This window comes from Marinobacter nauticus ATCC 49840, assembly GCF_000284615.1.
GTDB lineage: Bacteria > Pseudomonadota > Gammaproteobacteria > Pseudomonadales > Oleiphilaceae > Marinobacter > Marinobacter nauticus.
Genome location: NC_017067.1, coordinates 2,181,336 through 2,205,921, shown reverse-complemented (window position 1 = coordinate 2,205,921; position 24,586 = coordinate 2,181,336). Strand labels below are relative to the sequence as shown.

Sequence of the window (24,586 nt, the reverse complement as noted above, 5' to 3'; positions counted from 1 at the left end):
TTGTTGATGGCAAAGGACGTTACCGTGAAACTCGTTTCCGCTGTGGTTCTGGTTATCGGGGTCATGTTATCGGGCTGTGTCACCACCACCGATAGCCGGTTCAGCCGTGAAGCCGACCGACAGAAAGCCCTCAACAATTATGTTCAACTGGCGACTGCCTACATTGGTCAGGGGAATCTGGATCGTGCCCGTGACCACCTGGAGCGGGCGTTAGAAATCGACAGCCGAAGCGCACCGGCACTTGCTGCCCGGGGCCTGGTGCTGAGCGCGGAGGGTGAGGAAAGCCTGGCGGAAAAAAGCTTCCGGGATGCCATTGCCTCAGATGGAGACTATACCCGCGGAAGAGTGTATTACGGTGCTTTCCTGTATAGCCTCAAACGGTTTGAGGAGGCCCGGGACCAGTTCCGGATAGCCTCACGTGATACGGAGTACAAAGACCGGGGAGCCGTTTTTTATAACCTCGGGCTGACAGAAGAACGGCTTGGGTCGCTGGAATCGGCCGAAGCTGCCTATCGGCGTGCCGTGGAGCTTACGCGGGGCGAAGCCCGCACCCTGTTGTCTCTCTCTCGGGTGCTGGTTGAGCAGGATAACTTTTCTCAGGCCTCTCGATACTACAGCCGTCTTCAGACCATGATACAGCGCAATACCCGGTTGACGCATTCACCGGAGAGTCTGTATACCGGTATCCGGATTGCCCGGCATTTCCAGGACAGGGATCAGGAAGCGAGCCTGGCACTATTGCTCAGAAACGAGTATCCGGAATCTGTCGAATATCAACAATATAAGGTACTGATTGCCAATGACCGGTGAGGAGCAGTCACAGCCAGCTTCCGAGGCCTCGGTTGGCCAGCAGCTAAGGCGCGCCCGGGAAAAGCTCGGGCTCAGCGTTTCAGACATTGCAGATCAGCAACACCTGCGCCCTTCGGTAATCCAGTCCATCGAGGAAGGTGATTACAGCAAGGTTGATACCGAGTTGTTTCTCAAAGGGTATGTTCGAACCTATGCCCGCCAGGTGCAACTGAATGCAGACGCCCTGATTGCAGCGCTCGACTCGGAACTTGAGCCCCTGCGTCAGCAGCGGGAGCAGGAGCACCAGTCCAATCCTCTGGTTGATATCGAGCGCAAGAAAAAACGAAAGCGGCAGATTGCCAAACTGGTTGTGTTGCTGGCATTCCTCGGGGTAGTTGGCTTTCTGGCGTATAGCTATCTCGTAAAACCGGTGTCGGAGCCGGTTCAAAGTAATGCCGACGGTATCTCGGAGTCTCTGGAAGCACGGAGTGGCGAGGCCGTTAGCGATGCCAGTGCTAGACCGGAAGATGCGCCCTCCGTTATCGAAGAGGCTGAACAGCCGGCCGAACCGGAACAGATGGATTCCGGCACCGGTTCAGTCGGAAACGTTGAAACAGAGAACGGCGCCGTGACGGATACTGAAGCTCTGAGCGAACCGACCGCCAGTGGAGGCCTCGGCCAGGAAGAGTTGCTGTCAGAGCAGCCTTCGGTGGAACAGCCGCCCGTTGTTGCGCAATCCCCGGATCCCGCTCTGACCGAGTCTGAAGTGATGGAGGACCCGGTTGAAACCGTGAGGTTGGCCATGACGTTCAGCGACGACTGCTGGATTCAGGTCACAGATGGTGCGGGCAATCGACTGGCCAGTGCATTACGCCGAGAGGGCGATGCCCTGGACGTGAGCGGACAGCCACCGCTCAGAGTTGTGGTGGGCGCCATGAGCGCGGTGGAGTCCCTGGAGTTTCAGGGCGAACCGATGGATCTTGGTAATTTTCGCGTCGTAAATAACCGGTCAGAGTTTACGCTCGAGCCCTGAGCAGAATTTTCTTCCCAAAGATTTCTGGTTGAATCCCATGAAACAAGAGTCTCCGATCAAAAGACGTAAATCCCGTCAGATCATGGTAGGTAATGTTCCCGTTGGCGGCGATGCGCCCATTGCGGTGCAGAGCATGACCAATACCAATACCTGCGACGTAGACGCAACAGTCACACAGATCAAGGCTATCCAGGAGGCCGGAGCGGATATCGTGCGGGTGTCGGTTCCGTCCATGGAGGCGGCTGAGGCCTTTGGCAAGATTCGCCAGCAGGTCTCGTTACCGTTGGTGGCCGATATCCATTTTGACTACAAGATAGCGCTCCGAGTTGCAGAGCTTGGTGTGGACTGCCTGCGCATCAATCCCGGTAACATTGGCCGGGACGATCGGGTCAGTGCGGTAATCAGTGCTGCCCGGGACCGCAACATTCCGATCAGGATCGGCGTAAACGCAGGTTCACTGGAAAAAGCGCTTCAACGCAAATACGGCGAGCCCACGCCGGAAGCGCTGGTAGAGTCGGCCATGCGTCATATCGACATCCTGGACAAACACGATTTTCAGGACTTCAAGGTCAGCCTGAAAGCGTCTGAAGTGTTCATGACCGTCGCGGCCTACCGCCTTATCGCCTCCCAGATTGAGCAACCGCTGCACCTGGGTATCACTGAGGCCGGTGGATTCCGCTCTGGTACGGTCAAGTCCTCCATTGGCCTGGGCATGCTGTTGATGGATGGCATTGGGGACACCATTCGGGTTTCCCTTGCCGCCGACCCGGTTCAGGAAATCAAAGTCGGCTTCGACATTCTCAAAAGTCTTCGGTTACGCAGCCGCGGCATTAACTTTATCGCCTGCCCAAGCTGTTCCCGTCAGAACTTCGATGTTATCCAGACCATGAATGATCTGGAGGCCCGGCTTGAGGATGTGAACACCTCCATGGATGTGGCCATTATTGGCTGTATTGTTAATGGTCCCGGTGAGGCAAAGGTAGCGGATATCGGTCTGACCGGTGGCACACCGAAAAATCTGTTCTATATGGCCGGAAAGCCAAACCAGAAGCTGGACAACGCGACGCTGGTGGACGACCTTGAGCGCCTGATTCGCGAGGAAGTGTCACGGCGCGAGGACCAGGACAGCGCAGTCATCGCCAAGTCCTCAGACTGATCAGAACCGATTTCAGAAACCTATCAGGATATTATTTTGGCAAAGATTCAGGCAATCCGGGGGATGAACGATATTCTCCCGGACCAGACACCGGTCTGGCAGTACGTTGAATCCACCGTTCGACGGGTTCTCGGGCAGTACGGCTATCAGGAAATCCGTATGCCAGTGGTCGAACATACCGAGTTGTTCAAACGATCGATCGGTGAAGTCACTGACATCGTCGAAAAAGAGATGTATACCTTTGAAGACCGCAACGGCGATAGCCTTACACTGCGGCCCGAAGGTACGGCCGGGTGCGTGCGCGCAGCGGAAGAGCATGGGCTGCTCTTTAATCAGACCCGGCGGCTTTGGTACACCGGTCCGATGTTCCGGCATGAGCGGCCACAGAAAGGCCGTTACCGCCAGTTTCATCAGATTGGTGTGGAATGCTTCGGTATGGCCGGCCCTGACATTGATGCTGAGCTGTTGATCCTGACGGCGCGCCTGTGGAGCGCCCTGGGGTTGTCCGACCATGCCAGACTCGAGATCAACTCCATCGGTACCAGCGACTCCCGGAAAGTCTACCGTCAGGCCCTGGTTGCCTATCTGGAGCAATATCAGGATAAGCTCGACGATGACAGCAAACGCCGGTTAACCACGAATCCTTTGCGGATACTGGACAGCAAGGATCCGGCCACGCGGGAGATTTTGCAGGGCGCACCGAGCCTGGACGACTATCTGGATGATGAATCGCGCCAGCATTTTGAACAACTGAAAGCGATGCTGGATGCGGCAGGCGTTGCCTACACGGTAAACCCGGCCCTGGTGCGCGGACTGGACTATTACGGCAAAACCGTGTTCGAGTGGATTACCGACAGCCTGGGTGCCCAAGGCACGATCTGTGCCGGTGGCCGTTACGATGGTCTGGTGGAGCAACTTGGAGGCAAACCCACCGTAGCGGTGGGCTTCGCCATGGGGCTGGAGCGACTGATTCTGTTACTGGAAACCCTGGAACTGGTCCCCGAACATGTGAACAATCAAGCCGATGTTTACGTTACAGCCATGGGGGACCAGGCGGTAGCACCGGCGATGGCGTTGGCAGAAACGCTACGAAATGAATTGCCGGGCCGGATTGTCGTCTCACACTGCGGTGGCGGCAGCTTCAAGAGTCAGATGAAAAAGGCAGACCGCAGTGGCGCACGCTTTGCGGTGATTCTGGGTGAAAACGAAGTCGCTCAGGCCACGGCGGGGCTTAAACCGTTACGTGACGATCAGCCCCAGCAGGAAATCGCTCAGGCAGACCTGGCAGCTGTGCTTGCCGGTTTGTTGTAAGCAGAGTCTATATAAACAGGCAGTTTTAACGAATAACAGGAGTTTTCATGGCGGAGTTGCGCACCGAAGAAGAACAGGTCCAGGCAATCAAGGACTGGTGGAAAAATAACGGAAGCTCGCTGCTCATCGGTATTGGTGCGGCTCTGGCCATCGTCTTTGGATGGCAGGCCTGGCAGAACCATCAGGCGCAACAACGCGCCGAAGCCGCTAACCAGTTTGCCAACCTGCTGAACGCGTTCTCCTCTGCAGATGATGAGTCGGCCGACACTGTAGGTTTTGTGGCGGAGACACTGCGAGATGAACACGGCGACAGCGCCTATGCCATCTATGGCAATCTGGTTCTGGCACGGCAGCAGATGGTTGAAGGTGAGGATCCCGCGGCCGCTGTTGAATCACTGAACTGGGCGCTGGAAAAATCGGCCGGTCATCCGGCTCTGGAGCTGGTGATTCGTAACCGTCTTGCCCGAGCCCAGTTTGCCGCTGGCGAACACGATGCCGCGCTTGCCACCCTGGACAATGCCACAGACGCGGATGCCTTCGCGGCCATCTTCTCCGAGCTGAAAGGCGATGTTCTGTTGGCCAAGGGCGACCGGGACGGTGCGCGTGAGGCGTACCTGGCGGCACGTGAGCAGAGCCAGCAGGGTCGTAGCGGTGTTCTTGAACTGAAGCTGTCAGACCTCGGTGTCGGGGAGGACGCTTGATGTTCGTTGGGCGCGCGCTCAAGGTCGGGCTTGGCTCGGTTTTTTGTGGTCTGTTGGTCGGAATCGCCGGGTGCAGTAGTACAGACACTTTTGAGCAACCCGCTCCGGTACCTGAAATCACCGAAACCGTTGAGCTGGATACGGTATGGAGCATGTCTGTTGGTGATGGTCATGACGATCAGCTGCTTCAGATCGCGCCTCTTTACGCCGGCGACGTGATTTACGCGGCTTCCGCAGACGGGATTGTTGCGACGGTCAGGCCGGCGGATGGTGAGGTTATCTGGCAGAAAGACTACGATGAACGGTTTTTTGCCGGACCGGGCGCTGATGCCCGGCACCTTTACCTGGTCACCCGGGATGCGGAACTGGTGGCCGTGTCGTCGGAGGACGGTACCGAGGCCTGGCGGGTACCTCTGCCCACCGAGGTTCTGGCTGCGCCTCAATCCAACGGTAACCTCGTGGTGGTGCAAACCACCGATGGTCGTGTGATTGCCCACGACGCAGCGACCGGAGAACGCCGCTGGCAATACGAGGCTCAAGTGCCGGTACTGACCGTGCGCACCGCGGCTGCACCGTTGGTGGGCGGCGACATTGTGATCTCCTCGTTTGCCAACGGTCGTGTCATTGCACTCACCGCCTCGGACGGGCAGCCAGTGTGGCAGTATGAGGTCGGTCAGCCCCAGGGTCGTACCGAACTGGAACGCCTGGTGGATATCGGCGGCCAGCCGCTGGTTCTGGATTCGGCCATTATGGTCGTCGGTTATCAGGGTAAGCTGGCACTGGTGGATATTCGTTCCGGGCAGGAAATCTGGAGCCGCCGGGCATCAAGCTTCTACTCGCCTGCGATTGGTAACGGCAATATCTTTCTGTCCTCCGCCAATGGCGATATCGTAGCGCTCCGTGGCAGCGACCGGCGAGAGCTTTGGGTTCAGGATAGCCTGTCCTGGCGCCAGCTGACCCGGCCGGCTGTCTCCGGTGATTACCTCGTGGTAGGCGACTTTGAAGGCTACCTGCACGTGCTGTCGACCTCCGATGGCAGTCTGCAGGGCCAGCGTGAGTTCGATAGTGACGGTATCCGCGTACCAGTTCAGGTGATCGAAGATGGTAACCTGCTGGTTTATGGAAATGGCGGAAAGATGGCCGTCCTGAGAATTGAACAGGACGACTGAGTACGCTCCGACAAGTTTATGCCCGGCCCAGGCTTTAGCCTGCGTGCCGGGTTTCTGGTTTCTTGAATAGCAGATCAATATGACCCCAGTTATCGCCCTTGTAGGCCGCCCCAACGTTGGTAAGTCCACGTTGTTTAACCAGATGACCCGCTCCAGGGATGCTCTCGTAGCGGACTTCCCCGGGCTGACCCGGGACCGTAAATACGGTGAGGGCAACTACGAAGGCCAGAAGTTCATCGTTATCGATACGGGCGGCCTGACCGGTGACGAAGCCGGTATTGACGCCGAAATGGCTCGCCAGTCAATGCAGGCGGTAGAAGAAGCGGACATTGTCCTGTTTCTTGTGGACGGTCGGGCAGGACTGACCGCCGGCGATGAAATGATCGCGGATTATCTGCGCAAATCGGGCAAACAGGCTCATCTGGTGGTTAACAAGACCGATGGCCAGGATCCGGACGTGGCGGCAGCGGACTTCTACAGTCTGGGGTTTGAATCCACGTTTCTGATTGCGGCGGCCCATAACCGCGGCATCCTGTCTTTGCTGGAAGCGCTGCTGCCGGAACCGGAAAATCCGGAAGACCAGGACCGGGCGGATCGTTACCCGGGTATCCGGATTGGTGTGGTGGGACGGCCGAATGTGGGCAAGTCTACCCTGGTTAACCGCATGCTCGGTGAAGATCGGGTGGTGGTGTACGACATGCCGGGCACTACCCGCGACAGCGTTTACATTCCCTATGAGCGCCAGGGCCATGAGTATACCTTGATTGACACTGCCGGGGTTCGTCGCCGAAAGAATGTTCGCGAGGCGGTGGAGAAGTTCTCCATTATCAAGACACTGCAGGCGATTGATGATGCCCACGTCGTGATTCTGGTGATCGATGCCCGGGAGGGACTGGTAGACCAGGATTTGCACCTGATCGGGTTTGTACTGGATGCGGGCCGCTCACTGGTGATCGCCATCAACAAATGGGACGGCATGGATCCGGAAGACCGTGACCGGGTAAAAGAGCAAGTGGCCAGGCGCCTGGATTTCCTAGATTACGCGGACAAGTATTATATCTCGGCACTGCACGGCACGGGCGTGGGAACCATGTATGAGTCGGTCCAGGCCTGCTATGAATCCGCGATGTCAAAGTGGCCAACCAACCGGTTGACTGCAATCCTTCAGGATGCCGTTGCTCAACACCAGCCGCCGATGGTTCATGGTCGCCGCATCAAGCTGCGATACGCTCACCAGGGTGGCTCCAACCCGCCGGTTGTGGTGGTGCATGGTAATCAGGTGGATTCACTGCCCGGTGCTTACAAGCGTTACCTTGAAAACACCTTCAGAAAGGTGCTGAAAGTCGTGGGCGCGCCGATACGGTTTGAATTCAAGTCAGGCGAGAACCCCTTTGCAACCAAGGTCGACCGTCTGACGCCTCGGCAAAAGGTCAAGAAGGACAACGACCTGAAGAAAGGCCGTCGGATCAAGAAGACCCGGCAGAAAAGCGTTAAACGCTGATCTGCCGGGGCTAGTCCCTGCCAGGAGCCCTGATCAGGCGGCTCCTGCATCCGCGACCTGTTTTGCCTGCACTGCCGTCAGGGCAATGGTGAAGACAATGTCTTCCACCAGGGCCCCGCGGGACAGGTCGTTTACCGGTTTTCGCAAGCCCTGGAGCATGGGCCCCACGCTGACGACATTGGCACTGCGCTGCACCGCCTTGTAGGTGGTGTTGCCCGTGTTCAGGTCCGGGAACACAAACACGGTAGCCTTGCCGGCTACCTTGCTGCCCGGGGCTTTGGATTTTGCCACGCTCTCAATCGCCGCAGCATCGTATTGCAGTGGTCCGTCAATGAGCAGATCCGGGCGCCGTTCCCGGGCAATGCGGGTGGCTTCGCGAACCTTGTCGACATCCTCACCGCTGCCGGACTCGCCGGTACTGTAGCTGATCATCGCAACCACAGGTTCAATACCAAAGGCTTCAGCAGATTCCGCACTCTGTATGGCAATATCGGCCAGTTCCTCGGCATTCGGGTCTGGGTTGATGGCGCAGTCGCCATATACCAGCACCTGTTGCGGTAACAACATGAAGAACACCGATGACACCACCTTGGCGTTGTCATGGGTCTTGATCAGCTGGAGGGCAGGGCGCACGGTGTTGGCCGTGGTATGAATAGCGCCGGATACCAGTCCGTCGGCTTCGTCCATGGCCACCATCATGGTACCCAGAACGACGTTATCCTCCAGCATGGCTTCGGCCATATCCGGTGTCAGGCCTTTATGCTTTCTCAGCTCCACCATGGGTGCCACGTAACGCTCGCGCACCGATTGCGGGTCTATGATTTCCAGGTCATTTGGCAGTTCCACGCCCTGGGAGGCGGCGACTGAGCGAATTTCGTGTGGATCACCGATCAGCGCGCAATGAGCGAGGTTACGTTGATGGCAGATAATGGCTGCCTGAATGGTTCTGGGTTCACTGCCTTCTGGCAAGACGATCCGCTTGGCTGCAGCCCGGGCTCTCTCCGATAGCTGATAACGGAATGCCGGAGGCGAGAGCCGACGTTGGCGCTGAACTTTCAGGTGCTCCTGCAGCCACTGGGTGTTGATTCGCCGGGCCACAGATTCCATGGCTTCTTCAATACGCTCCGGGTCGTCAATGGGAATGGCTGAAGACAGATTTGCCAAAAGGTGGGCGCTCTCGTAGGTATTGGTTTCCGAGCTCAGCACTGGCAAACCGGTGTCCAGTGCTCGCCGACACAACTCTATAACCCGTTCGTCCGGCATCAGGCCGCCTGTCAGCATCAGTCCGGCAAGCGGGACACCATTGAGGGCGGCAACGGCCGTGGCCACCACAATATCCTCGCGATCACCAGGCGTGACCATCAGAGTGCCTGGCTTGAGGGTGTCGGTCATGTTGCGGATGGATCTGGCGCACACTGATACCCGCTGCACCCGCCGTGAGTGCATTTGCCCATCGTGCAGTACCGGAACACCAAGCTCTCGCGCCACATCAGAGACCCGGGGTGCCAGCAGTTGGGGTTGCCAGGGAATCTGCGCCAGCAACTGGAAGCGGCCGTTCGCGAATACTTTGCAGGAGGTGTGATAATCGGTTTCGGTGGCTTCACTTGCCGGCGGATGATCCAGTGCCATACCGGACTTCTGTGGTTCTCCCACCTTGTTAAGAATGACCGCAATCACGTCCGGATCCGACGGTGCAGCAAACAGGCGCGAGGAGAAATCCAGGTCATCATCGAGCTCGCTGGCAGTGCAGCTCTTCGGTGTGCTCACCAGGATCACTTCGGAACCGAGATTGCGGGCGACTTCCACGTTCAGCCGCGCGATATAGGCTTCGGTTCTGTCCGGAACCAATCCTTCAATGATGACCACATCCGCTTCGTTGGCGACTTTCTGGTATTCACCGACGACGTTCTCCATCAGCAGGTCGGCTTTGCCGTGGTTCAACAGTTGCTGGGCTTGTTTCAGAGGAATCGGGTCGGGTGGTTCGAGGTGGCTGCGGGCACGCACAAAGGCCACCGAAGAATCCTTGCCGTCGTTATGAAGCGCTTCGCCTCTGTGTACGGACTGACTGAATGGTTTGTAAAAGCCGACGCTCACTCCTTCCCGTTCCAGGGCACGCAGAAGACCAAGGCATACGGATGTCAGGCCTGAGTCAAGAGAGGTTGGGGCTATGAAAAGACTTTTTGCCATGATTGTTCCAGGTTTCATTCTTCGGAGTGTTCGGTGCCGGCAGCGGCCAGGCGGGCGGCTTCTCGGGCAATCACCAGTTCTTCATTTGTGGGAATGACCAGCGCCGGATAACGCGAGTCCGGGGAACTGATGCGGCCATCACTCCAGCGCCCGTGATGCTCGTTGAGGTCCGGATCCAGCTCAATCCCAAGCAGGTGCAGATGTCGGGTTGTGTCCTGGCGAATGCGGGCACTGTTTTCACCGATGCCGCCAGTAAAGACCAGAGCGTCCAGTTTTGTCAGGGACGCGGTCATTGCTCCAATATACCGCGCCAGGCGGAAGCAGAATACGTCAATTGCCAGCTGTGAGGGTTCGTGGCCATGGTCAGCCAGCTCACACAAGGTTCGCATGTCGTTTGTCTGGCCTGAGAGTCCCTGTAATCCGCTTTCTCTATTCAGCATCTCGTGAACGTCACCGGCACTCATACCCCGACTTGCGAGGTAGTCGAACAGCCCGGGATCGACATCCCCGCTGCGGGTGCCCATCACGAGTCCCTCAAGCGGAGTCAGGCCCATGCTGGTATCGACGCTGAGCCCATTCTGGATCGCTGTGATGCTACAACCGTTACCCAGATGGGCAGAGATAATTGAGGTGGTGGCCGGTGTCTTGTCCAGCAGACGAGCGGCCTCGTGTGCCATGAAATAATGACTGGTGCCGTGGAAGCCGTAACGACGCACTCCCCAGTCGCTGTAGAACCGTTCCGGTAGTGCGTATCGGTAAGCGCGCTCGGGCAGGGTCTGATGGTAAGCGGTATCGAATACCGCGATCTGTGGAACGTTCGGGAACAGCGCCTGCATGGCGCGAATGCCCGCGAGGTTTACCGGATTATGCAGGGGGGCCAGCGCTGCGCAGGCTTCAATGGCGGACACTGTTTGATCATCAATCAACGAAGCCTCACGGAAGGTTTCGCCCCCATGCACCACTCGATGGCCAACAGCCTTGGGTTCGCCCGTCATCAGAGCCCGGTCATTAAATGCGTTGACCAGTGCTGCCAGCGCCTGGCTGTGGCTGGCACCGGAAGGTAAGTGAACCGGTGTTTCATCGCCGTTGATGCGAGCAAAGGCATCGGATTGGTTAAGTCTTTCCGCCAGGGCAGAGGTGATTTTCTGGTGGTCGTGATCAAACAGGGCGAGTTTCAGTGATGAACTGCCGCAGTTTACGACCAGGATTGAGTCGTCCATGGTTGTGCCGTATTGATTACTTTAGATTGGCCCGCTCATTGGTTTCGAGCCAGTGAATGAAGTCCTGCTCGGGCAGGGGGCGACTATAGAAGTAACCCTGGGAGTAGTCGCAATGCTCCGCTTTCAGGAAGTGAGTCTGGTCCTCTTCCTCAACCCCTTCGGCAACCACTTTCAGGCCTAGGCTGTGGGCCATGTTGATGATCGCGCGGACAAGGGAAGCATCTTCGTTTTCTTTCAGGACATCCTGAACAAATGACTTGTCGATTTTCAGGGTATCGAACGGATAGCTTTTCAGATAGCTGAGTGCCGAATAGCCAGTTCCGAAATCGTCGACCGACAAGCGGATTCCAACTTTGTCGAGTTGTTTGAGGATATCAGCGGTTTCGATGGAATTGTCCAGAATCAGCCGTTCCGTGATTTCCAGTTCCAGCAGTTCCGGCCGTAAATTGCTGTCGTTCAGCGCGCGCATGATGGCGTCGGTAAACCCGGGGTCCCGGAACTGGCGTGGTGATACATTGACGGCAATGCTGATCTCACGCCCGGTCATCGCCTGCCAACAGTACGCGGCTTGACAGGCTTCCTTGACGACCCATTCGCCGATCGGAATGATCAGGCCGGTTTCCTCGGCCAGCGGAATAAAGCGATCTGGCATCACCATGCCCATGGCCGGATTGTTCCAGCGAAGCAGGGCTTCAGCCGCCACCAGGCCACCACTGGCGGTGTCGACAATGGGCTGGAAATAGAGCTCGAATTCACCCAGCTCCAGGGCCTTGCGCATGTGAGATTCCATTTGCAGACGCTCGTGAGAAACCTCGCTCATCTCCGGAGTAAAACGGGCATAGGCGCTCTTGCCTTTGTGTTTCGCCTCGTACATGGCCGCATCGGCGTGCTGGAGCAGGGTGCCGCTGTTATCCGAGTCGTCCGGGAAGGTGGCGATGCCAATACTGGTTGTGACAAACACTTCCTGGCCGCTGAGCATGAACGGCGGTGCGAAGGTTTTCAGAATACGTTCGGCAACCTGGGAAGAGGCGTCCGGCCCGTTCAGCCCCGGCAGCACCACAAGGAACTCATCACCGCCCAGCCGCGCAACGGTACTGGTGCCGCGCAGGCAGCTGGAGATCCGGCGTGCGGCTTCAATCAGCAGGGTGTCACCGGCGTCGTGGCCGAGGGTATCGTTGATGTGCTTGAAGTTGTCCAGATCCAGGAACATTACCCCAACCTTGGACTCATCACGCCTTGCCTGGGCCAGCGCCAGTTTCAGGCGGTCCAGCGCAAGCATGCGGTTGGGAAGCCCGGTCAGGATGTCGTAATTCGCTTGCCGCAACAGCTGTTGCTCGTAACGTTTTCGGATGCTGATGTCTTCACCGAGTATCAGGTAACCGGTGGTTTCACCGTTATTGTCCTTGATAGGGGTGACCACAAGCTGCTCCCAGTAGCGCTCGCCATTTTTCCGTGTGCTATTGACTTCGCCTTGCCAAACGCCCACGCGCTGTACCTGAAGCCTGATGGATTTCCATAGTTGTCTGGCTTCGTGGGAATCCACACCGGGGTCAATAAGTGACGAGGGATGCTTGCCGATGATTTCAGACGGGCTGTTCCCCGTCAGTTGGCTGAATTTCCGGTTTGCATATTCAATGCGCCATTGCCGGTCGCAGATCAGAACCGAAGATGGGCTCTGGTCGATGGCTTTGGAGAATTTCCGGATTTCGGCTTCATCCCGTTCCCGCCTTGCAACGTCATCGGTGAGCCGTTCGCGCATCTGGTTGATGGCTTCGGTCACCATACCCAACTCATCGCGCTGGTAAGCAGGAGTATCCGGCCTATCCAGCTCCAGCGGGCGTGAAAGATTTCGCAATGACAGATCCCGGGTGTAGTCGGCCATGTCCGCCAGGTGGCGAGTGACCAGATGGCGGAATATCCACAGAATCAGAATGGAAACAACAAATATGATCAGGAACTGAGTGGCAAGAATGAAGCCCACCCGGCGCCTTAGTTCATCATACACCCGTTGCAGACTGGCGGTGATGGTGAGCTCGCCCAGCCGGAATTCCGCATCGTCCCGGTAGATCAGCTCGAAACTGTGGGTGAGGGTATCGGTGTCTCGTGGGAGTTCGCCCATGACCAGTTCGGAGTCTGGTTCAATTCGGAGCCGTAGATGTTCGATATCGGGCAGGCTGAGAATGCCGTCCATCTGGGTTTGCAGGTGTTTTTGATCCAGCGCCCACAGACTCTGGGCAAGACTGGAGCGGTAACCGGACTCAATTACCTGCATCCGCTGTTCTATCTTGGACAGGTCCTCGCGGTAGTCTGAGTAGATCTGAATGCCGGACGCGAGCAATGTAAAGGCAGAGCTGAACAGAAGGATCCATGCCACCAGCCGGAATGATAAAGGAGAGGCTGCACGAAAACGTTTCAAACGCGTCGCAATGTCTGGCATGTCTTTGATTTTTCGACCATCCAAGGAAGTATCGGACATAGCAATTACAGAAGCGATCCCTGACGTTGTTACCTGTATTCCCTTGCCTACGACTATAGCAGCAGTTTACGGCAAATGCGCTGCAAACTCAGGATAAACCGAGAGAAATGGGGCAGGGCGTCTCACTTTGGCAATTATTGCAATGACGAAATGAGCTTGATGCAGATCAATACGGGGCAGGCGGTGCCGGCGTAACCTGAGCTTAATCAAGTTTTACAGGTACAGGAGACATAGCCATGTATATGGACGCAGTTGTAATCGCCGGAATCGCCACAGTATTGCTGATGATTGGCTTCTTCGTCGGAGTCGGCATCTTCGTCATGAAGGATCAGAAGAGCCATGCTGCTAAAGGAGGAAAACACCACCAGGGTGGTCATGGCAGCTGACGAGCAGACAGCTTTGAAATTGGCGTCCCCTAGGGGGTTCGAACCCCTGTTGCCGCCGTGAAAGGGCGGAGTCCTAGGCCACTAGACGAAGGGGACGCAACGTTTTCAAAAGCTTGCCTCGTCGAGGTGGCGCGTATATTAAGTAAGGTGCCTGGGGCTGTCAACGCTTTTTCTTAAAAAAATTATGTTCCCACACTTTCCCTCAACGCGGCTTCCAGTTCCGCAAGCCGGAATTCAAAACCCTCACGTTTGAGCCGTTCCGGTATCGCCTTCTGACCGGTCAGTAACAGCCCGGCGATTTCCCCCAGCATCAGTTTCAGTGCAGGCGCTGGAGCCGGTATAACGGCAGGGCGGTGTAGAACCTGTGCAAGCGTTCTGGTGAATTCCGCATTGGTGACCGGGTTCGGGCTGACCATATTGTAGGGGCCGCTTGCCGTTGGCGTATCCAGCATCCAGAGCAGGCCGGAAACCACGTCGTCCCTGTGAACCCAGGGCATGTATTGCCGTCCGGAGCCCAGTTTTCCGCCAAGTCCGAGCTTGAAGGGCAGGATCATGCGTTGCAGAAAACCGCCGTTACGGCCGGCCACCACGCCGGTGCGGGACAGGCAAACGCGTACGCCATCAGTTTCAAGCTTCAGCGCCTCCTGTTCCCAGTCCCGGCACAGTTGGTGTGTGAACTCATCATGGGGTTTTGTGTCTTCGGTAACCAGGTGATCCCCCTGGTTACCATAAAAGCCAACGGCAGAGCCGGATACCAGAACCTCCGGCATGTTGCTCCAGGTTCTGACCACTCCGACCAGGGTGCGGGTGAGATCAATGCGGCTGGCACGCAGCTGTTCCTTGCGGGCATGGCTCCACCGTTTGTCGGCAATGCCTTCCCCGGCCAGGTTGATAACTGCATCGAAGCCCGGGTGTGCGCGCAACTTTTCCAGATCATCCGTGACTTCTGCCCGGCCGCAGATGGAGCGCACGGAATCCGGCTTCTGACGGCTGAGAACCGTTAGCCCATAACCGCGTTCAATCAACTCCCGGCACAGTATGTGGCCGATAAACCCTGTGGCGCCGGTAACCAATATACGTTTGTCCATGGGTTCCCTCCTGCGATCGGAATCCGTGGTTGGTTCTTTGTCAGTGTTCAGAGCGCTCGAGTTCCTCATTAACCACATCACGGATGGCCAGTCCAAGCCTCGGATTTTTCCCGATTGGTTCAGCCAGGCGGATGGTAACGCCGTGTTCCGCCTCCAGCCTTTCGATCATGGCCGGGACATCTTTTCGCAAGTGGCGGCCCGCAGCGAGAAATAACGGGACGACCGTGAATTGCTCCACGCCTTGCCCTTTGGCCCGGTTCACAATGGTATCCAGTGAGGGTTCTGCCAGTTCCATGTAGGCAATGGCTGCATTCTTGATTGACTCTACGGTCGGTTCGGCCAGTTTCTCGAAGGTTTCGCACCAGCGTGCGTCGCTGCTGCCGTGGGCCAGTAAAATAATCTGGTGTGGTTGGGTCATAACATCTCCGATCTGGTCGTTTGTGTCGGTGCGACCGTAAACTTGACGACAGTGGGTCGTTTAAAGTGATCCTGACAATCAATGTATCAGGGAGTTGTCAGATGTTCGATTGGAAAGAGCTTCTGGATTTCTGGTTCGGTGAATTAGATGAAAACGGTATTCCTGATCGCGATCATCGCAACCGTTGGTTTCGCAGTGACCGTGCCTTCGATCAGGAAATCCGGCGCAGGTTTCTGTCTCTGGTGCTGTTTGCCTCTGAGCAGGGGTTGGATCACTGGCGCAAAGCCGCCGGAGGCTCGCTTGCTGAGATTCTTCTGCTGGATCAGTTCACCCGCAATATTTTTCGCGGGGGCGCCATGGCCTTCGATAACGACCGTCTGGCCCGGCAATTGTGTCGCGGCGCGATGCAGCGAGGACAGGATCTGGAGTTGCCGCCGGTTCAGCGTGCTTTCCTCTATATGCCGTTACAACATTCCGAAAAGCTGGCGGATCAGGATCTTTCGGTAGAATGCTATCAGCAATTGTCTGCCACCACCGATGGCGTTCTGGGAGACTTTCTGGGCAGTTTTCTTCAGTCGGCTCGCGATCATCGGGATATTATTGCCCGTTTTGGCCGATTTCCTCATCGCAACAAAGCCCTGAAGCGCGCGTCGTCGCAGGATGAACAGGCTTATCTTGAGGGCGGGCCGCGCTTTGGCCAGTAGAGCTTGCCAGTTTGATGATCGGTTCAACGAATTGACTGTCGATAACGTGCACACTCCCTTACAGCGATAACAAGAAAAGCAGCGGAGCAAGAACAGGATGTCATCTACCAACCCGGCGGTGAGCGATAACCCGGGCGCCAATAAACCTATCTCCAACAATAACAGGGCCCCAGGGCGGGGTGGCAGAACCACTCGTGCGAAAAGTGAAATCCGGCGTCATGCCATTCTCAAGGCAACCATCCGGGTAGCGGCGAAGGACGGTATCAAAGGTATCAAGCATCGTTCCGTCGCCAGGGAAGCAGGCGTACCCCTGGCAGCAACCACCTATTATTTCCGAGACATCAACGAGTTGATCAGCGATGCCTTCATGCTGTACGCGAAGGAAGCCGGTGCGGAACTGAAAGCCTTCCACGACACCCTGAATCTGGTGCTCGATGGTGTGCCTGCGGAACAATTGCGCCGCGGCGCTGAGTTCCGTCCGGAGCTGTGTCAGCGCCTGACCGACTTTGCCCGGGCCTGGATGCAGGAGCAGTTTACACGCCGGAGGGAGCAGGTACTGGCAGAGCAGGTGTTTCTGATGGAGGCCCTCAGAGATGGCCGTCTGGCCAGGGTGGCTCGTCGGTATCGGCAGTCCTGGATTGATGGTCTCGAGCAGCTCCTGGTACGACTGGATTCGCCGTGCCCTCGTCAGGACGGTACCCTGATCGTCAATGTAGTGCTGGGTATGAGCTACGATCTGCTGCTGGAAGTGCCCGGCACCGAGGCTGAGGTATTGAGTGCATCCGTGGCCAGAATTGTGCAGTTGGCCCTAGGGGTGGAGCCTGAAGACCTGCGAGCACCATGATTATCAGCGGCTGTGAGATTTTTTCACGAAAGTGTTGACGGCCCCCGAGTTATCAGTAGAATACGCATCCGTTGTCAGGCAACGCCCGATAGCAATCAGCGGGAATAGCTCAGTTGGTAGAGCACAACCTTGCCAAGGTTGGGGTCGCGAGTTCGAATCTCGTTTCCCGCTCCAGAATTCGGAAACCCGGCCTCAGGCCGGGTTTCTTCGTTTATAGCCTCGCAAAATCACTCACTACCTCTGTCTCGTCAGTTATACTCGGCAGCCATTTCCTGAATAATCCGGCAACTGAGGAAGGCGAAGCCATGAAGGTGAAATCCCTCTATATCTACCCGGTCAAGTCGTTGGCTGGAATCGACGTGTCCCGCTTCAGCTTGGATGATTTCGGCCCGCAAGGTGATCGCCGCTGGATGATTGTTGATGGGGATAACCGCTTCGTCACTCAGCGTCGGCTGCCTCAGCTCGCCAATGTTACAACGGATCTGCAAGAGGGAGTGGTCGTTATTGATGTGCCTGGCGAGGGGATTTTCCCTCTCGAGGTGGGCTCTGACGCTGTGGAAGTGACGGTCTGGCGTGATCAGTTGGTTGCCACTGCCGGAGCCGGCCGCGCTGGTGAGGCTTTGAGCCGCTATTGCGGAGAAACGCTCAGGCTGGTTTATATGCCTGATAGCTGTTTCCGGAGGGTGGATCCTGATCGTGTCAGTGCTGAACGCCGAGTGGGTTTTGCCGATGGCTTCCCGTTGCTGGTGGTTAACCAGTCGTCTCTGGATGAGCTCAATTCCCGTCTCGAATCCCCGGTTGATATGCGTCGCTTCAGGCCGAACATTGTGGTTGAGGGGGCGGGGGCCTGGGCGGAAGACACCTGGCGGAGCGTCAGCGTTGGTGAAAGCCGGCTGGATCTTGTCAAACCCTGCTCCCGTTGTGTGATGACCACGGTCAACCCGGATACTGGCGAGAAAGATTCCGCCACTCAGCCCCTCAAGACTCTGGCCAGCTATCGAAAGACCCGGGACGGCGTTATTTTTGGGCAAAATGCCGTGCACCAGAAGCCCGGCGAGATATCTGTGGGCGATGAGGTAACCGTTTTGAATCAGGAGAATTGATACAGTGCCACTGTTAACGCTAGACAGGATTTCGCTCGCCTATGGCATGCATCCATTGCTGGATGAGGCCAGCCTGACCATCGAGCCCGGTGAACGGGTGTGTCTGTTGGGGCGAAACGGTGAGGGGAAATCCACGCTGCTGAAGATCGTCAGCGGGGAAGTGACGCCGGACGGCGGTGTGGTGCGCCTGGAAGATGGCTCAGTGCTGTCGGTGTTGCCTCAGAGTTTGCCATCGGACGACACTCGTACGGCCTATGATGTGGTGGCTTCTGCATTTCCGGAAACCGGTGACCTGTTGGCGGAATTCCACCGGCTGTCTCAAAGGGCGGACGAATCCAGTCTTGAGCGTTTGATGAAGGTTCAGGAACGGCTGGAATCTCTGGATGGCTGGCGGCTTGACCAGAAGGTAACCACGATTCTGGGGCAGTATGGAGTGGGTCCGGATCGGGTACTGAATACGCTTTCCGGGGGGTGGCAGCGGCGAGTGCTTCTGGCCAGGGCGTTGGTGGCAGACCCGGATATTCTGTTGCTGGATGAGCCAACCAACCATCTGGATGTGCCCGCCATTGCCTGGCTGGAAGAGGCGTTATCGCAGTTCCGGGGGGCCATGTTGTTTGTCAGTCATGACCGTGCCTTTATCCGGCGAATGGCCACTCGCGTTGTGGAGCTGGACCGGGGGCAGCTGGTGAGTTTTGCTGCCAGCTATGACCGGTATCTGGAGTTGAAGGAAAAAGCGCTGGAAGAAGAGGAGCGCCAGAACGCGCTTTTTGACAAACGCCTGAAGCAGGAAGAAGCCTGGATCCGACAGGGGATCAAGGCTCGACGCACCCGGAATATGGGGCGGGTGAGGGCGCTCAAAGCGATGCGTGAAGAGCACAGGCAACGCCGGGTGAGGGGTGGCACCGCCAGTTTTGCCGTGGAGCAGGCGGATATTTCGGGCAAGCTGGTTGCGGAAGCGAGCAATGCCGGATTCTCTTATGTCGATGGCGAGCCGGTGGTTCGCAATATGGATCTCACCGTTCTCCGGGGCGACAAGATCGGACTGGTTGGTGAGAATGGCACGGGCAAGACTACCCTCGTACGCCTGTTGTTAGGTGAGCTGACACCCACTGAGGGTAGTATCCGGCTGGGAACGAATCTTCAGGTCGCCTACTTTGACCAGCTGCGGGGAGAGCTGGATCTCCAGAGAAATGCGTTGGATAACCTGGCTGAGGGCCGGGAATTCATCGATATCAATGGTCAGAGCAAGCATGTTTTGGGTTATTTGCAGGAATTTCTGTTTACCCCGGAACGGGCACGCTCTCCTGTGCGTGTGTTCTCCGGTGGTGAGCGTGCGAGGCTTTTGCTGGCCAAGTTGTTCAGTAAGCCAGCCAATATTCTGGTACTGGACGAGCCTACCAACGATCTTGACGTCGAAACCCTGGAATTGCTGGAAGAGCAGCTTTCAGAGTTCAAGGGCACCGTGATTGTTATCAGCCACGACCGTGAATTTCTCGATAACGTGGTGACCGACACCATCTTCCTGGATGGTTCCGGGGCAGTGATGGAATACGTGGGTGGATACACCGATTGGCGTCGGCAAGGTGGTCGTTTTCCCTCTGAAACATCGGGAAGCCGACTGGACAAACAGGATAAGCGTGATAAGCCCGACAGTTCCGGTAAAAAGCCAGGTCAGGATGGCGGTACTGTGGGGCAGTCGGCAAAATCAAAGCCCGTCAAACTGAGCTACAAGCTTAAACTTGAGCTGGAACAATTGCCCGGCAAAATCGAACAACTGGAGCAGCAGGTAGCTAAGCTTCAGGATAAAATTTCTGAACCGGATTTTTATTCAGGCCCACCGGAAGATGTATCGGCCACTCTGGAACAACTGGCGGAAACGGAGTCTCGCCTGGAGTCGGTGATTGAACGGTGGATGGAGCTGGAAGAACAGGCGAACCAATGAACATAAATTACAATTTCAAATTTCAGGATGGCCGCGATATCGAGTTCAAGGTAAGTGGGGAGTCCTCCTCGCCGCCACAGGGTCAGTCACTGCCGGCCTGGGTTCGTCTCGAACATTGTCAGTGTTCGAACTGCCCGCTGAAGCCTGGCGAGACCCCATATTGCCCGGCGGCAACCGAGATTCTGCCGGTCGTAGAGGCGTTTCAGGCGGAAGACGCGTATCAGAAAGTGGATGTAACCGTGACGGACGAGCGCCGCTCCTATTTCAAGCAGACGACGTTGGAAGAGGCGTTGCGTTCTCTGCTGGGGCTCAAGATGGCTACCAGTGGCTGTCCTGTGCTTTCGGAGCTCAAGCCGATGGCACTCCACCACCTGCCGTTTGCCAACAGTGACGAATTTGTGATGCGCAGTGTGGGGTATTATCTGCTTCAACAGCTTTTCGCAAAGCGGAATCAGCAGGAAGCGGACTGGGAACTGAAAGGTCTGGTGGAGCGTAACCAGCGATTGCAGCTGGTGAATCAGGCGCTCTGGCAGCGGATACACGCTGTTTGCAAGGGCGACAGTAATCTGAAAGCACTGCTCAACTTTTTCTCAATGGCCTCCAGTGTCAGCGTTTCTCTGGAAAGCCAGCTCAGGAAGCTTCAGGCCAGAATGAAGGGGGAGGGCTAGAGCCTTCCCCCTCCCATCACGAGTATCAATGAATACGAATGGCCAGTACATCGCACTCCGTGCCGTGAAGAACACCGTTGGCAGTTGAGCCAAGCAGTAACTGAAAGCCTTTACGGCCATGGCTTCCCACGATCACCAGATCAACGTTGTGCTCCTTGGCCAGCCGGTGGATTTCCGATTCTGGCCGGCCGACGGTTACCACCTGGTTGGCCGCCGCAATACCATATTCATCCCCATACTTGCCCAGCTGTTCACGAGCGGCTTTGTCCAACTGATCCTGCAGTTCAGACAGATCCATAGGAATATCGCCACCATAGGCGTAGCCGACCGGCTCAACAACGTGAACCAGCAGCAACTCCGCTCCCTGGGCATCACACATTGCCTTGGCTTTGTTCAGAACCTGTGGTGCCTCTTCGGTCAGATCAATGGCAACCAGCATTTTCTTATAGGTGGACATAACTTAGCGCTCCTTCGTACTTGGGGAATATGTTCAGAATAGTACCGAGAGTATACCGGGGAAAGTGTTTTGTCATGCTGACCGGTATCAACCGGGGGAGGGATTTGGCTGGGGTGAGCTGGCCGCTCACCCCGGAAGAGCGTCAGGCGCTGGCGCGCAACAGGTTAATAGCGTTGGTCAGGCCTTCAATGATGCCTTTCGAGTAGCGATCAATCACAAAGCCCACGTTGTTCTCGTTGTAGTTGATGTACGAGCCACGGATGAATTGCCATTTGGAAGCGACATCGTCCAGGGCAGTCTTGAGTTCGCCGTTTGTTGAGCCGGCCCTGAGTGAGGACAGGAGTTGATCGAATGTCTTCGCCTGCTCGTCGAGCGGAACTTCGCTGGAGGCGCCCTGGAAGGTCTGGGCGACGGACGAGTGCGTTCTGGCGGCATAACGCGCCATCATCTGGGCCATGACAACAGCGGCTGAACGAGCCGATTCAATACGGGTATTGGCCTTAATTCCGCTGCTTTCCTGTGCTACCGAATAAAGCTCGGTGGCCAGGTTATTCATACTCAGGGCCTGGTTTGCCAGGTCGGCCATCAGGCGAAGATCCGGATAGCCCCGGTCGCGTACCTCGTTGATGTTACCGCGCATCAGATTCTTGAACTGGTCGAAGGCCTGGTTCAGTTCCTCAATCTGCTGTTCAGAAAGAACGCCGCTGGTGCTCGCCACCACGGAATTCATGGCGTCGTTGGAGTTGTTGATTCCGACAACGATCCGGTTCAGTGTGTCGGTATCGCCGGTCGCACTGAAGCTGTAGAAGGCATCGAGAGCAAGGTAGTTATTGACCCGGAAGTCGTGGAGGTCAGACAGAAACTCTGCCCCGGTCTCCTGGGCCTTTGCGCTCAAAGCCGTCAGGGCGAGTAGAATGAACGCGGCAATCAACGACTGGATCCGCAGGCGGGCGTCTTTCATCGGATGAGTCTCCGTAATGCAGTTTTATTATTGTGGACTAAAGTCGTAACCCGAAGTTAAAGTAAGTCTGCCGGCTAATCAAGTAGTTTCCGGCGCTTACAGAGTCAGCTCCCTTTTTTCTGCAGGTTTCATTCAGAAACAAATTGACAAACGCGTCTTTTTTTTTCATCGTGTGCCCTCACGATTCAAACGACTGTATGAATTTTTGGATCGGAAGATCGGGCAGTGACCGAAATCTCGCTGCACAAACAGCCGGCATGGTGACCAACGCCCGCCGGTTGTCAGCAGTTCCAAACACAGACTGGAGATCAGTTGATGATTTACGAAGGTAAAGCCATCACGGTTAAAGAGATCGAAGGCGGGATCGCTCAGTTGGACTTCGACTTGCAAGGCGAGTCAGTCAACAAGTTCAACCGTCTCACCATCGAAGAGCTGGGCGCCGCAGCTGAAGCACTCAAATCCCAGAAGAACCTGAAAGGTCTGGTAGTTACCAGCTCCAAGGACAGCTTCATTGTCGGTGCCGATATCACCGAGTTCACCGAGCTGTTTGCCGGTTCCGAAGAAGACCTCGTGGCCAACAACCTCAGGGCCAACGAAGTATTCAACGCCATCGAAGACCTGCCGTTCCCGACGGTTACCGCTATCAACGGTATCGCTTTGGGTGGTGGTTTCGAAATGTGCCTGGCGACCGACTATCGTGTCATGGCTCCCAAGGCCAAGGTAGGTCTGCCGGAAGTGAAGCTGGGTATTTTCCCGGGCTTTGGCGGTACTGTTCGCCTGTCCCGCCTGGTCGGTGTGGACAATGCGGTTGAGTGGATTGCTGGTGGTACTGAAAACCGCGCTGATGCCGCTCTGAAAACCGGTGCTGTTGACGCTGTTGTTGGCGCTGACAAGTTGGTTGAAGCTGCCGTTGCGATCATCAAGCAGTGCAATGAAGGCAAGCTGGACCACATGGCTCGCCGTGAAGAAAAGAAAGGCAAGATCAAGCTCAATGCCATGGAAAGCATGATGGCATTCGAGATTTCCAAGGCGTTCGTGGCCGGCAAGGCTGGCAAGAACTACCCGGCGCCGGTGGAAGCGATCAAGACCATGCAGAAGCATGCCGGCATGACCCGCGACAAGGCGATTGAGGTAGAGGCCAAAGGCTTTGCCAAGATGGCCAAGACCAACGTTGCCGCGTGTCTGGTTGGTCTGTTCCTGAACGACCAGGCCCTGAAGAAGAAAGCCAGTGCCTGGGAAAAAGAAGCTTCTGATGTGAATCTGGCCGCCGTACTGGGTGCCGGAATCATGGGTGGCGGTGTTGCGTTCCAGTCTGCACTGAAGGGCACACCGATCATTATGAAGGACATCAATCAGGACGGCATCAAGCTGGGTCTGAATGAAGCCAAGAAGCTGCTGTCCAAGCGTGTTGCCAAAGGCAAGATGGACGCCGGCCAGATGGGCGACGTGCTGAACGCGATCACTCCGACCCTCAACTACGGCGACTTCAAGAACGTCGACCTGGTGGTTGAAGCGGTTGTTGAGAATCCGAAGGTCAAAGATGCTGTTCTGCGTGAAACTGAAGATGCAGTTCGCGAAGACACCATTCTTACCTCCAACACCTCCACTATCTCCATCAACCTTCTGGCCAAAAACCTGAAGCGTCCGGAGAACTTCTGTGGCATGCACTTCTTCAACCCGGTGCACATGATGCCGCTGGTTGAGGTTATCCGTGGCGAGAAGACCAGTGACCGGGCTATCGCGACTACGGTTGCCTACGCCAAAGCGATGGGCAAGACCCCGATCGTCGTCAACGACTGCCCGGGCTTCCTGGTTAACCGTGTTCTGTTCCCGTACTTCGGTGGTTTTGCCGCGCTGGTACGTGACGGCGCCGATTTCCAGAAGATCGACAAGGTGATGGAAAAGTTCGGCTGGCCCATGGGCCCGGCTTACCTGCTGGACGTTGTCGGCATGGATACCGCCAAGCACGCCAACGAAGTTATGGCTGACGGTTTCCCCGAGCGCATGAAGGCCGACTTCAAGTCTGCCATTGACGTGATGTTCGAGAACAACCGTTACGGCCAGAAGAACGACAAGGGCTTCTACAAATACGAAGAAGACAAGAAGGGCAAGCCGAAGAAGGTTGTCGACGAAGAAACCTACAAGCTGATCGAGCCTGTGGTTGACGGCAGCAAAGACTTCGATGAAGAAGAAATCATCGCCCGCATGATGATTCCTCTGTGCCTGGAAACCGTTCGCTGCCTGGAAGACAACATTGTTGAAGACCCGGCCGATGCAGACATGGGCCTGATCTACGGTATCGGCTTCCCTCCGTTCCGTGGTGGTGCATTGCGCTACATCGACGACATGGGCGTCGACAAGTTCGTCGAACTGGCAGACAAGTACGCAGATCTTGGCCCGCTGTACGCGCCGACCGAGAAGCTGCGTGAAATGGCCAAGACTGGCAAGAAGTTCTTTGGCTAACCCTAACGA

The 24,586-nt window shown here is 56.4% G+C and carries 21 protein-coding genes and 2 tRNA genes; 15 read left to right on the top strand and 8 right to left on the bottom strand.

What is annotated here, in order from left to right:
* The first annotated feature begins 6 nt into the window (after nt 1–6).
* The 7 genes from pilW (at nt 7) to der (ending at nt 7,660) form a co-directional block, all read left to right on the top strand.
* Nucleotides 7–810 (top strand): type IV pilus biogenesis/stability protein PilW, encoded by an 804-nt coding sequence (pilW, locus tag MARHY_RS10235; RefSeq protein WP_023011061.1) that lies wholly within the window; start codon nt 7–9, stop codon nt 808–810.
* Entirely contained in the window at nt 800–1,822 is a 1,023-nt protein-coding gene (locus tag MARHY_RS10230) for a RodZ domain-containing protein (RefSeq protein WP_014421738.1), read from the top strand. Before pilW ends, MARHY_RS10230 begins: the two co-directional genes overlap by 11 nt.
* A gap of 37 nt (nt 1,823–1,859) precedes the next feature.
* The gene (gene ispG / locus MARHY_RS10225) at nt 1,860–2,978 is read left to right on the top strand and encodes a flavodoxin-dependent (E)-4-hydroxy-3-methylbut-2-enyl-diphosphate synthase (protein WP_011784636.1); all 1,119 of its coding nucleotides are present in this window, start codon (nt 1,860–1,862) and stop codon (nt 2,976–2,978) included.
* Between the two features lie 33 nt (nt 2,979–3,011).
* On the top strand, nt 3,012–4,289 hold the full coding sequence (hisS, locus tag MARHY_RS10220) for a histidine--tRNA ligase (protein WP_197536004.1): 1,278 nt from the start codon (nt 3,012–3,014) through the stop codon (nt 4,287–4,289).
* A 47-nt stretch (nt 4,290–4,336) separates the two neighbouring features.
* Nucleotides 4,337–4,990, top strand: a complete 654-nt coding sequence (locus tag MARHY_RS10215; protein WP_014421737.1) for a YfgM family protein — start codon at nt 4,337–4,339, stop codon at nt 4,988–4,990.
* A complete protein-coding gene (gene bamB, locus MARHY_RS10210) occupies nt 4,990–6,159 on the top strand; it encodes an outer membrane protein assembly factor BamB (protein WP_014421736.1) in 1,170 nt (389 codons plus the stop codon). The genes MARHY_RS10215 and bamB overlap by 1 nt, the downstream gene beginning before the upstream one ends.
* 79 nt (nt 6,160–6,238) lie before the next feature.
* The gene (gene der / locus MARHY_RS10205) at nt 6,239–7,660 is read left to right on the top strand and encodes a ribosome biogenesis GTPase Der (protein WP_011784640.1); all 1,422 of its coding nucleotides are present in this window, start codon (nt 6,239–6,241) and stop codon (nt 7,658–7,660) included.
* 33 nt (nt 7,661–7,693) lie between these two features.
* On the opposite strand, the gene pta is transcribed toward der, so the two are convergent.
* From pta to MARHY_RS10190, 3 genes are read right to left on the bottom strand one after another with little or no spacing between them, the layout of a single operon-like run.
* Complete coding sequence (pta, locus tag MARHY_RS10200; RefSeq protein WP_041654767.1) at nt 7,694–9,847, bottom strand: phosphate acetyltransferase; 2,154 nt, start codon at nt 9,845–9,847, stop codon at nt 7,694–7,696.
* Between the two features lie 14 nt (nt 9,848–9,861).
* The gene (locus MARHY_RS10195; RefSeq protein WP_014421734.1) at nt 9,862–11,067 is read right to left on the bottom strand and encodes an acetate/propionate family kinase; all 1,206 of its coding nucleotides are present in this window, start codon (nt 11,065–11,067) and stop codon (nt 9,862–9,864) included.
* Between the two features lie 16 nt (nt 11,068–11,083).
* Nucleotides 11,084–13,543, bottom strand: coding sequence for a bifunctional diguanylate cyclase/phosphodiesterase (locus MARHY_RS10190; RefSeq protein WP_014421733.1), 2,460 nt, complete (start codon nt 13,541–13,543; stop codon nt 11,084–11,086).
* Nucleotides 13,544–13,779: 236 nt separating this feature from the next.
* On the opposite strand from MARHY_RS10190, the gene ccoM reads away from it, so the two are divergent.
* On the top strand, nt 13,780–13,929 hold the full coding sequence (ccoM, locus tag MARHY_RS19095; RefSeq protein ID WP_022992482.1) for a cytochrome c oxidase subunit CcoM: 150 nt from the start codon (nt 13,780–13,782) through the stop codon (nt 13,927–13,929).
* Between the two features lie 20 nt (nt 13,930–13,949).
* On the opposite strand, the gene MARHY_RS10185 is transcribed toward ccoM, so the two are convergent.
* From MARHY_RS10185 to MARHY_RS10175, 3 genes are all read right to left on the bottom strand, one after another.
* Nucleotides 13,950–14,025 (bottom strand) — tRNA-Glu (locus tag MARHY_RS10185).
* 86 nt (nt 14,026–14,111) lie between these two features.
* Complete coding sequence (locus MARHY_RS10180) at nt 14,112–15,017, bottom strand: TIGR01777 family oxidoreductase (RefSeq protein WP_014421731.1); 906 nt, start codon at nt 15,015–15,017, stop codon at nt 14,112–14,114.
* Nucleotides 15,018–15,057: 40 nt separating this feature from the next.
* A complete protein-coding gene (locus MARHY_RS10175; RefSeq protein WP_014421730.1) occupies nt 15,058–15,435 on the bottom strand; it encodes a sirohydrochlorin chelatase in 378 nt (125 codons plus the stop codon).
* Nucleotides 15,436–15,536: 101 nt separating this feature from the next.
* On the opposite strand from MARHY_RS10175, the gene MARHY_RS10170 reads away from it, so the two are divergent.
* From MARHY_RS10170 to MARHY_RS10145, 6 genes are all read left to right on the top strand, one after another.
* Nucleotides 15,537–16,139, top strand: a complete 603-nt coding sequence (locus MARHY_RS10170; protein WP_014421729.1) for a DUF924 family protein — start codon at nt 15,537–15,539, stop codon at nt 16,137–16,139.
* 97 nt (nt 16,140–16,236) lie between these two features.
* On the top strand, nt 16,237–16,983 hold the full coding sequence (locus tag MARHY_RS10165) for a TetR/AcrR family transcriptional regulator (RefSeq protein WP_014421728.1): 747 nt from the start codon (nt 16,237–16,239) through the stop codon (nt 16,981–16,983).
* Nucleotides 16,984–17,081: 98 nt separating this feature from the next.
* Nucleotides 17,082–17,157, top strand: a tRNA-Gly gene (locus MARHY_RS10160).
* 131 nt (nt 17,158–17,288) lie between these two features.
* Nucleotides 17,289–18,086, top strand: a complete 798-nt coding sequence (locus MARHY_RS10155) for an MOSC domain-containing protein (protein ID WP_014421727.1) — start codon at nt 17,289–17,291, stop codon at nt 18,084–18,086.
* Nucleotides 18,087–18,090: 4 nt separating this feature from the next.
* Nucleotides 18,091–20,028: an ATP-binding cassette domain-containing protein gene (locus MARHY_RS10150; protein ID WP_041654765.1), complete on the top strand. Its 1,938-nt coding sequence runs from the start codon at nt 18,091–18,093 to the stop codon at nt 20,026–20,028.
* Entirely contained in the window at nt 20,025–20,696 is a 672-nt protein-coding gene (locus MARHY_RS10145; RefSeq protein WP_011784650.1) for a DUF6901 family protein, read from the top strand. Before MARHY_RS10150 ends, MARHY_RS10145 begins: the two co-directional genes overlap by 4 nt.
* Nucleotides 20,697–20,721: 25 nt before the next feature.
* On the opposite strand, the gene MARHY_RS10140 is transcribed toward MARHY_RS10145, so the two are convergent.
* Nucleotides 20,722–21,153 (bottom strand): universal stress protein, encoded by a 432-nt coding sequence (locus MARHY_RS10140; RefSeq protein WP_011784651.1) that lies wholly within the window; start codon nt 21,151–21,153, stop codon nt 20,722–20,724.
* A gap of 142 nt (nt 21,154–21,295) precedes the next feature.
* Nucleotides 21,296–22,114, bottom strand: coding sequence for a hypothetical protein (locus MARHY_RS10135; RefSeq protein WP_014421725.1), 819 nt, complete (start codon nt 22,112–22,114; stop codon nt 21,296–21,298).
* A gap of 315 nt (nt 22,115–22,429) precedes the next feature.
* On the opposite strand from MARHY_RS10135, the gene fadB reads away from it, so the two are divergent.
* Nucleotides 22,430–24,577 (top strand): fatty acid oxidation complex subunit alpha FadB, encoded by a 2,148-nt coding sequence (gene fadB, locus MARHY_RS10130; protein WP_014421724.1) that lies wholly within the window; start codon nt 22,430–22,432, stop codon nt 24,575–24,577.
* Nucleotides 24,578–24,586: the final 9 nt, after the last annotated feature.

What these genes read in the sequence shown, in the direction of transcription:
- MARHY_RS10230 (WP_014421738.1), top strand. Translation starts at nt 800, where the DNA reads ATGACCGGTGAGGAGCAGTCACAGCCAGCTTCCGAGGCCTCGGTTGGC.
- fadB (WP_014421724.1), top strand. Translation starts at nt 22,430, where the DNA reads ATGATTTACGAAGGTAAAGCCATCACGGTTAAAGAGATCGAAGGCGGG.
- MARHY_RS10165 (WP_014421728.1), top strand. Translation starts at nt 16,237, where the DNA reads ATGTCATCTACCAACCCGGCGGTGAGCGATAACCCGGGCGCCAATAAA.
- pta (WP_041654767.1), bottom strand. Translation starts at nt 9,847, where the DNA reads ATGGCAAAAAGTCTTTTCATAGCCCCAACCTCTCTTGACTCAGGCCTG.
- MARHY_RS10140 (WP_011784651.1), bottom strand. Translation starts at nt 21,153, where the DNA reads ATGTCCACCTATAAGAAAATGCTGGTTGCCATTGATCTGACCGAAGAG.
- bamB (WP_014421736.1), top strand. Translation starts at nt 4,990, where the DNA reads ATGTTCGTTGGGCGCGCGCTCAAGGTCGGGCTTGGCTCGGTTTTTTGT.
- MARHY_RS10175 (WP_014421730.1), bottom strand. Translation starts at nt 15,435, where the DNA reads ATGACCCAACCACACCAGATTATTTTACTGGCCCACGGCAGCAGCGAC.
- MARHY_RS10170 (WP_014421729.1), top strand. Translation starts at nt 15,537, where the DNA reads ATGTTCGATTGGAAAGAGCTTCTGGATTTCTGGTTCGGTGAATTAGAT.
- MARHY_RS10180 (WP_014421731.1), bottom strand. Translation starts at nt 15,017, where the DNA reads ATGGACAAACGTATATTGGTTACCGGCGCCACAGGGTTTATCGGCCAC.
- ccoM (WP_022992482.1), top strand. Translation starts at nt 13,780, where the DNA reads ATGTATATGGACGCAGTTGTAATCGCCGGAATCGCCACAGTATTGCTG.
- MARHY_RS10135 (WP_014421725.1), bottom strand. Translation starts at nt 22,114, where the DNA reads ATGAAAGACGCCCGCCTGCGGATCCAGTCGTTGATTGCCGCGTTCATT.
- MARHY_RS10215 (WP_014421737.1), top strand. Translation starts at nt 4,337, where the DNA reads ATGGCGGAGTTGCGCACCGAAGAAGAACAGGTCCAGGCAATCAAGGAC.
- ispG (WP_011784636.1), top strand. Translation starts at nt 1,860, where the DNA reads ATGAAACAAGAGTCTCCGATCAAAAGACGTAAATCCCGTCAGATCATG.
- pilW (WP_023011061.1), top strand. Translation starts at nt 7, where the DNA reads ATGGCAAAGGACGTTACCGTGAAACTCGTTTCCGCTGTGGTTCTGGTT.
- MARHY_RS10195 (WP_014421734.1), bottom strand. Translation starts at nt 11,067, where the DNA reads ATGGACGACTCAATCCTGGTCGTAAACTGCGGCAGTTCATCACTGAAA.
- MARHY_RS10190 (WP_014421733.1), bottom strand. Translation starts at nt 13,543, where the DNA reads ATGTCCGATACTTCCTTGGATGGTCGAAAAATCAAAGACATGCCAGAC.
- der (WP_011784640.1), top strand. Translation starts at nt 6,239, where the DNA reads ATGACCCCAGTTATCGCCCTTGTAGGCCGCCCCAACGTTGGTAAGTCC.
- MARHY_RS10155 (WP_014421727.1), top strand. Translation starts at nt 17,289, where the DNA reads ATGAAGGTGAAATCCCTCTATATCTACCCGGTCAAGTCGTTGGCTGGA.
- MARHY_RS10145 (WP_011784650.1), top strand. Translation starts at nt 20,025, where the DNA reads ATGAACATAAATTACAATTTCAAATTTCAGGATGGCCGCGATATCGAG.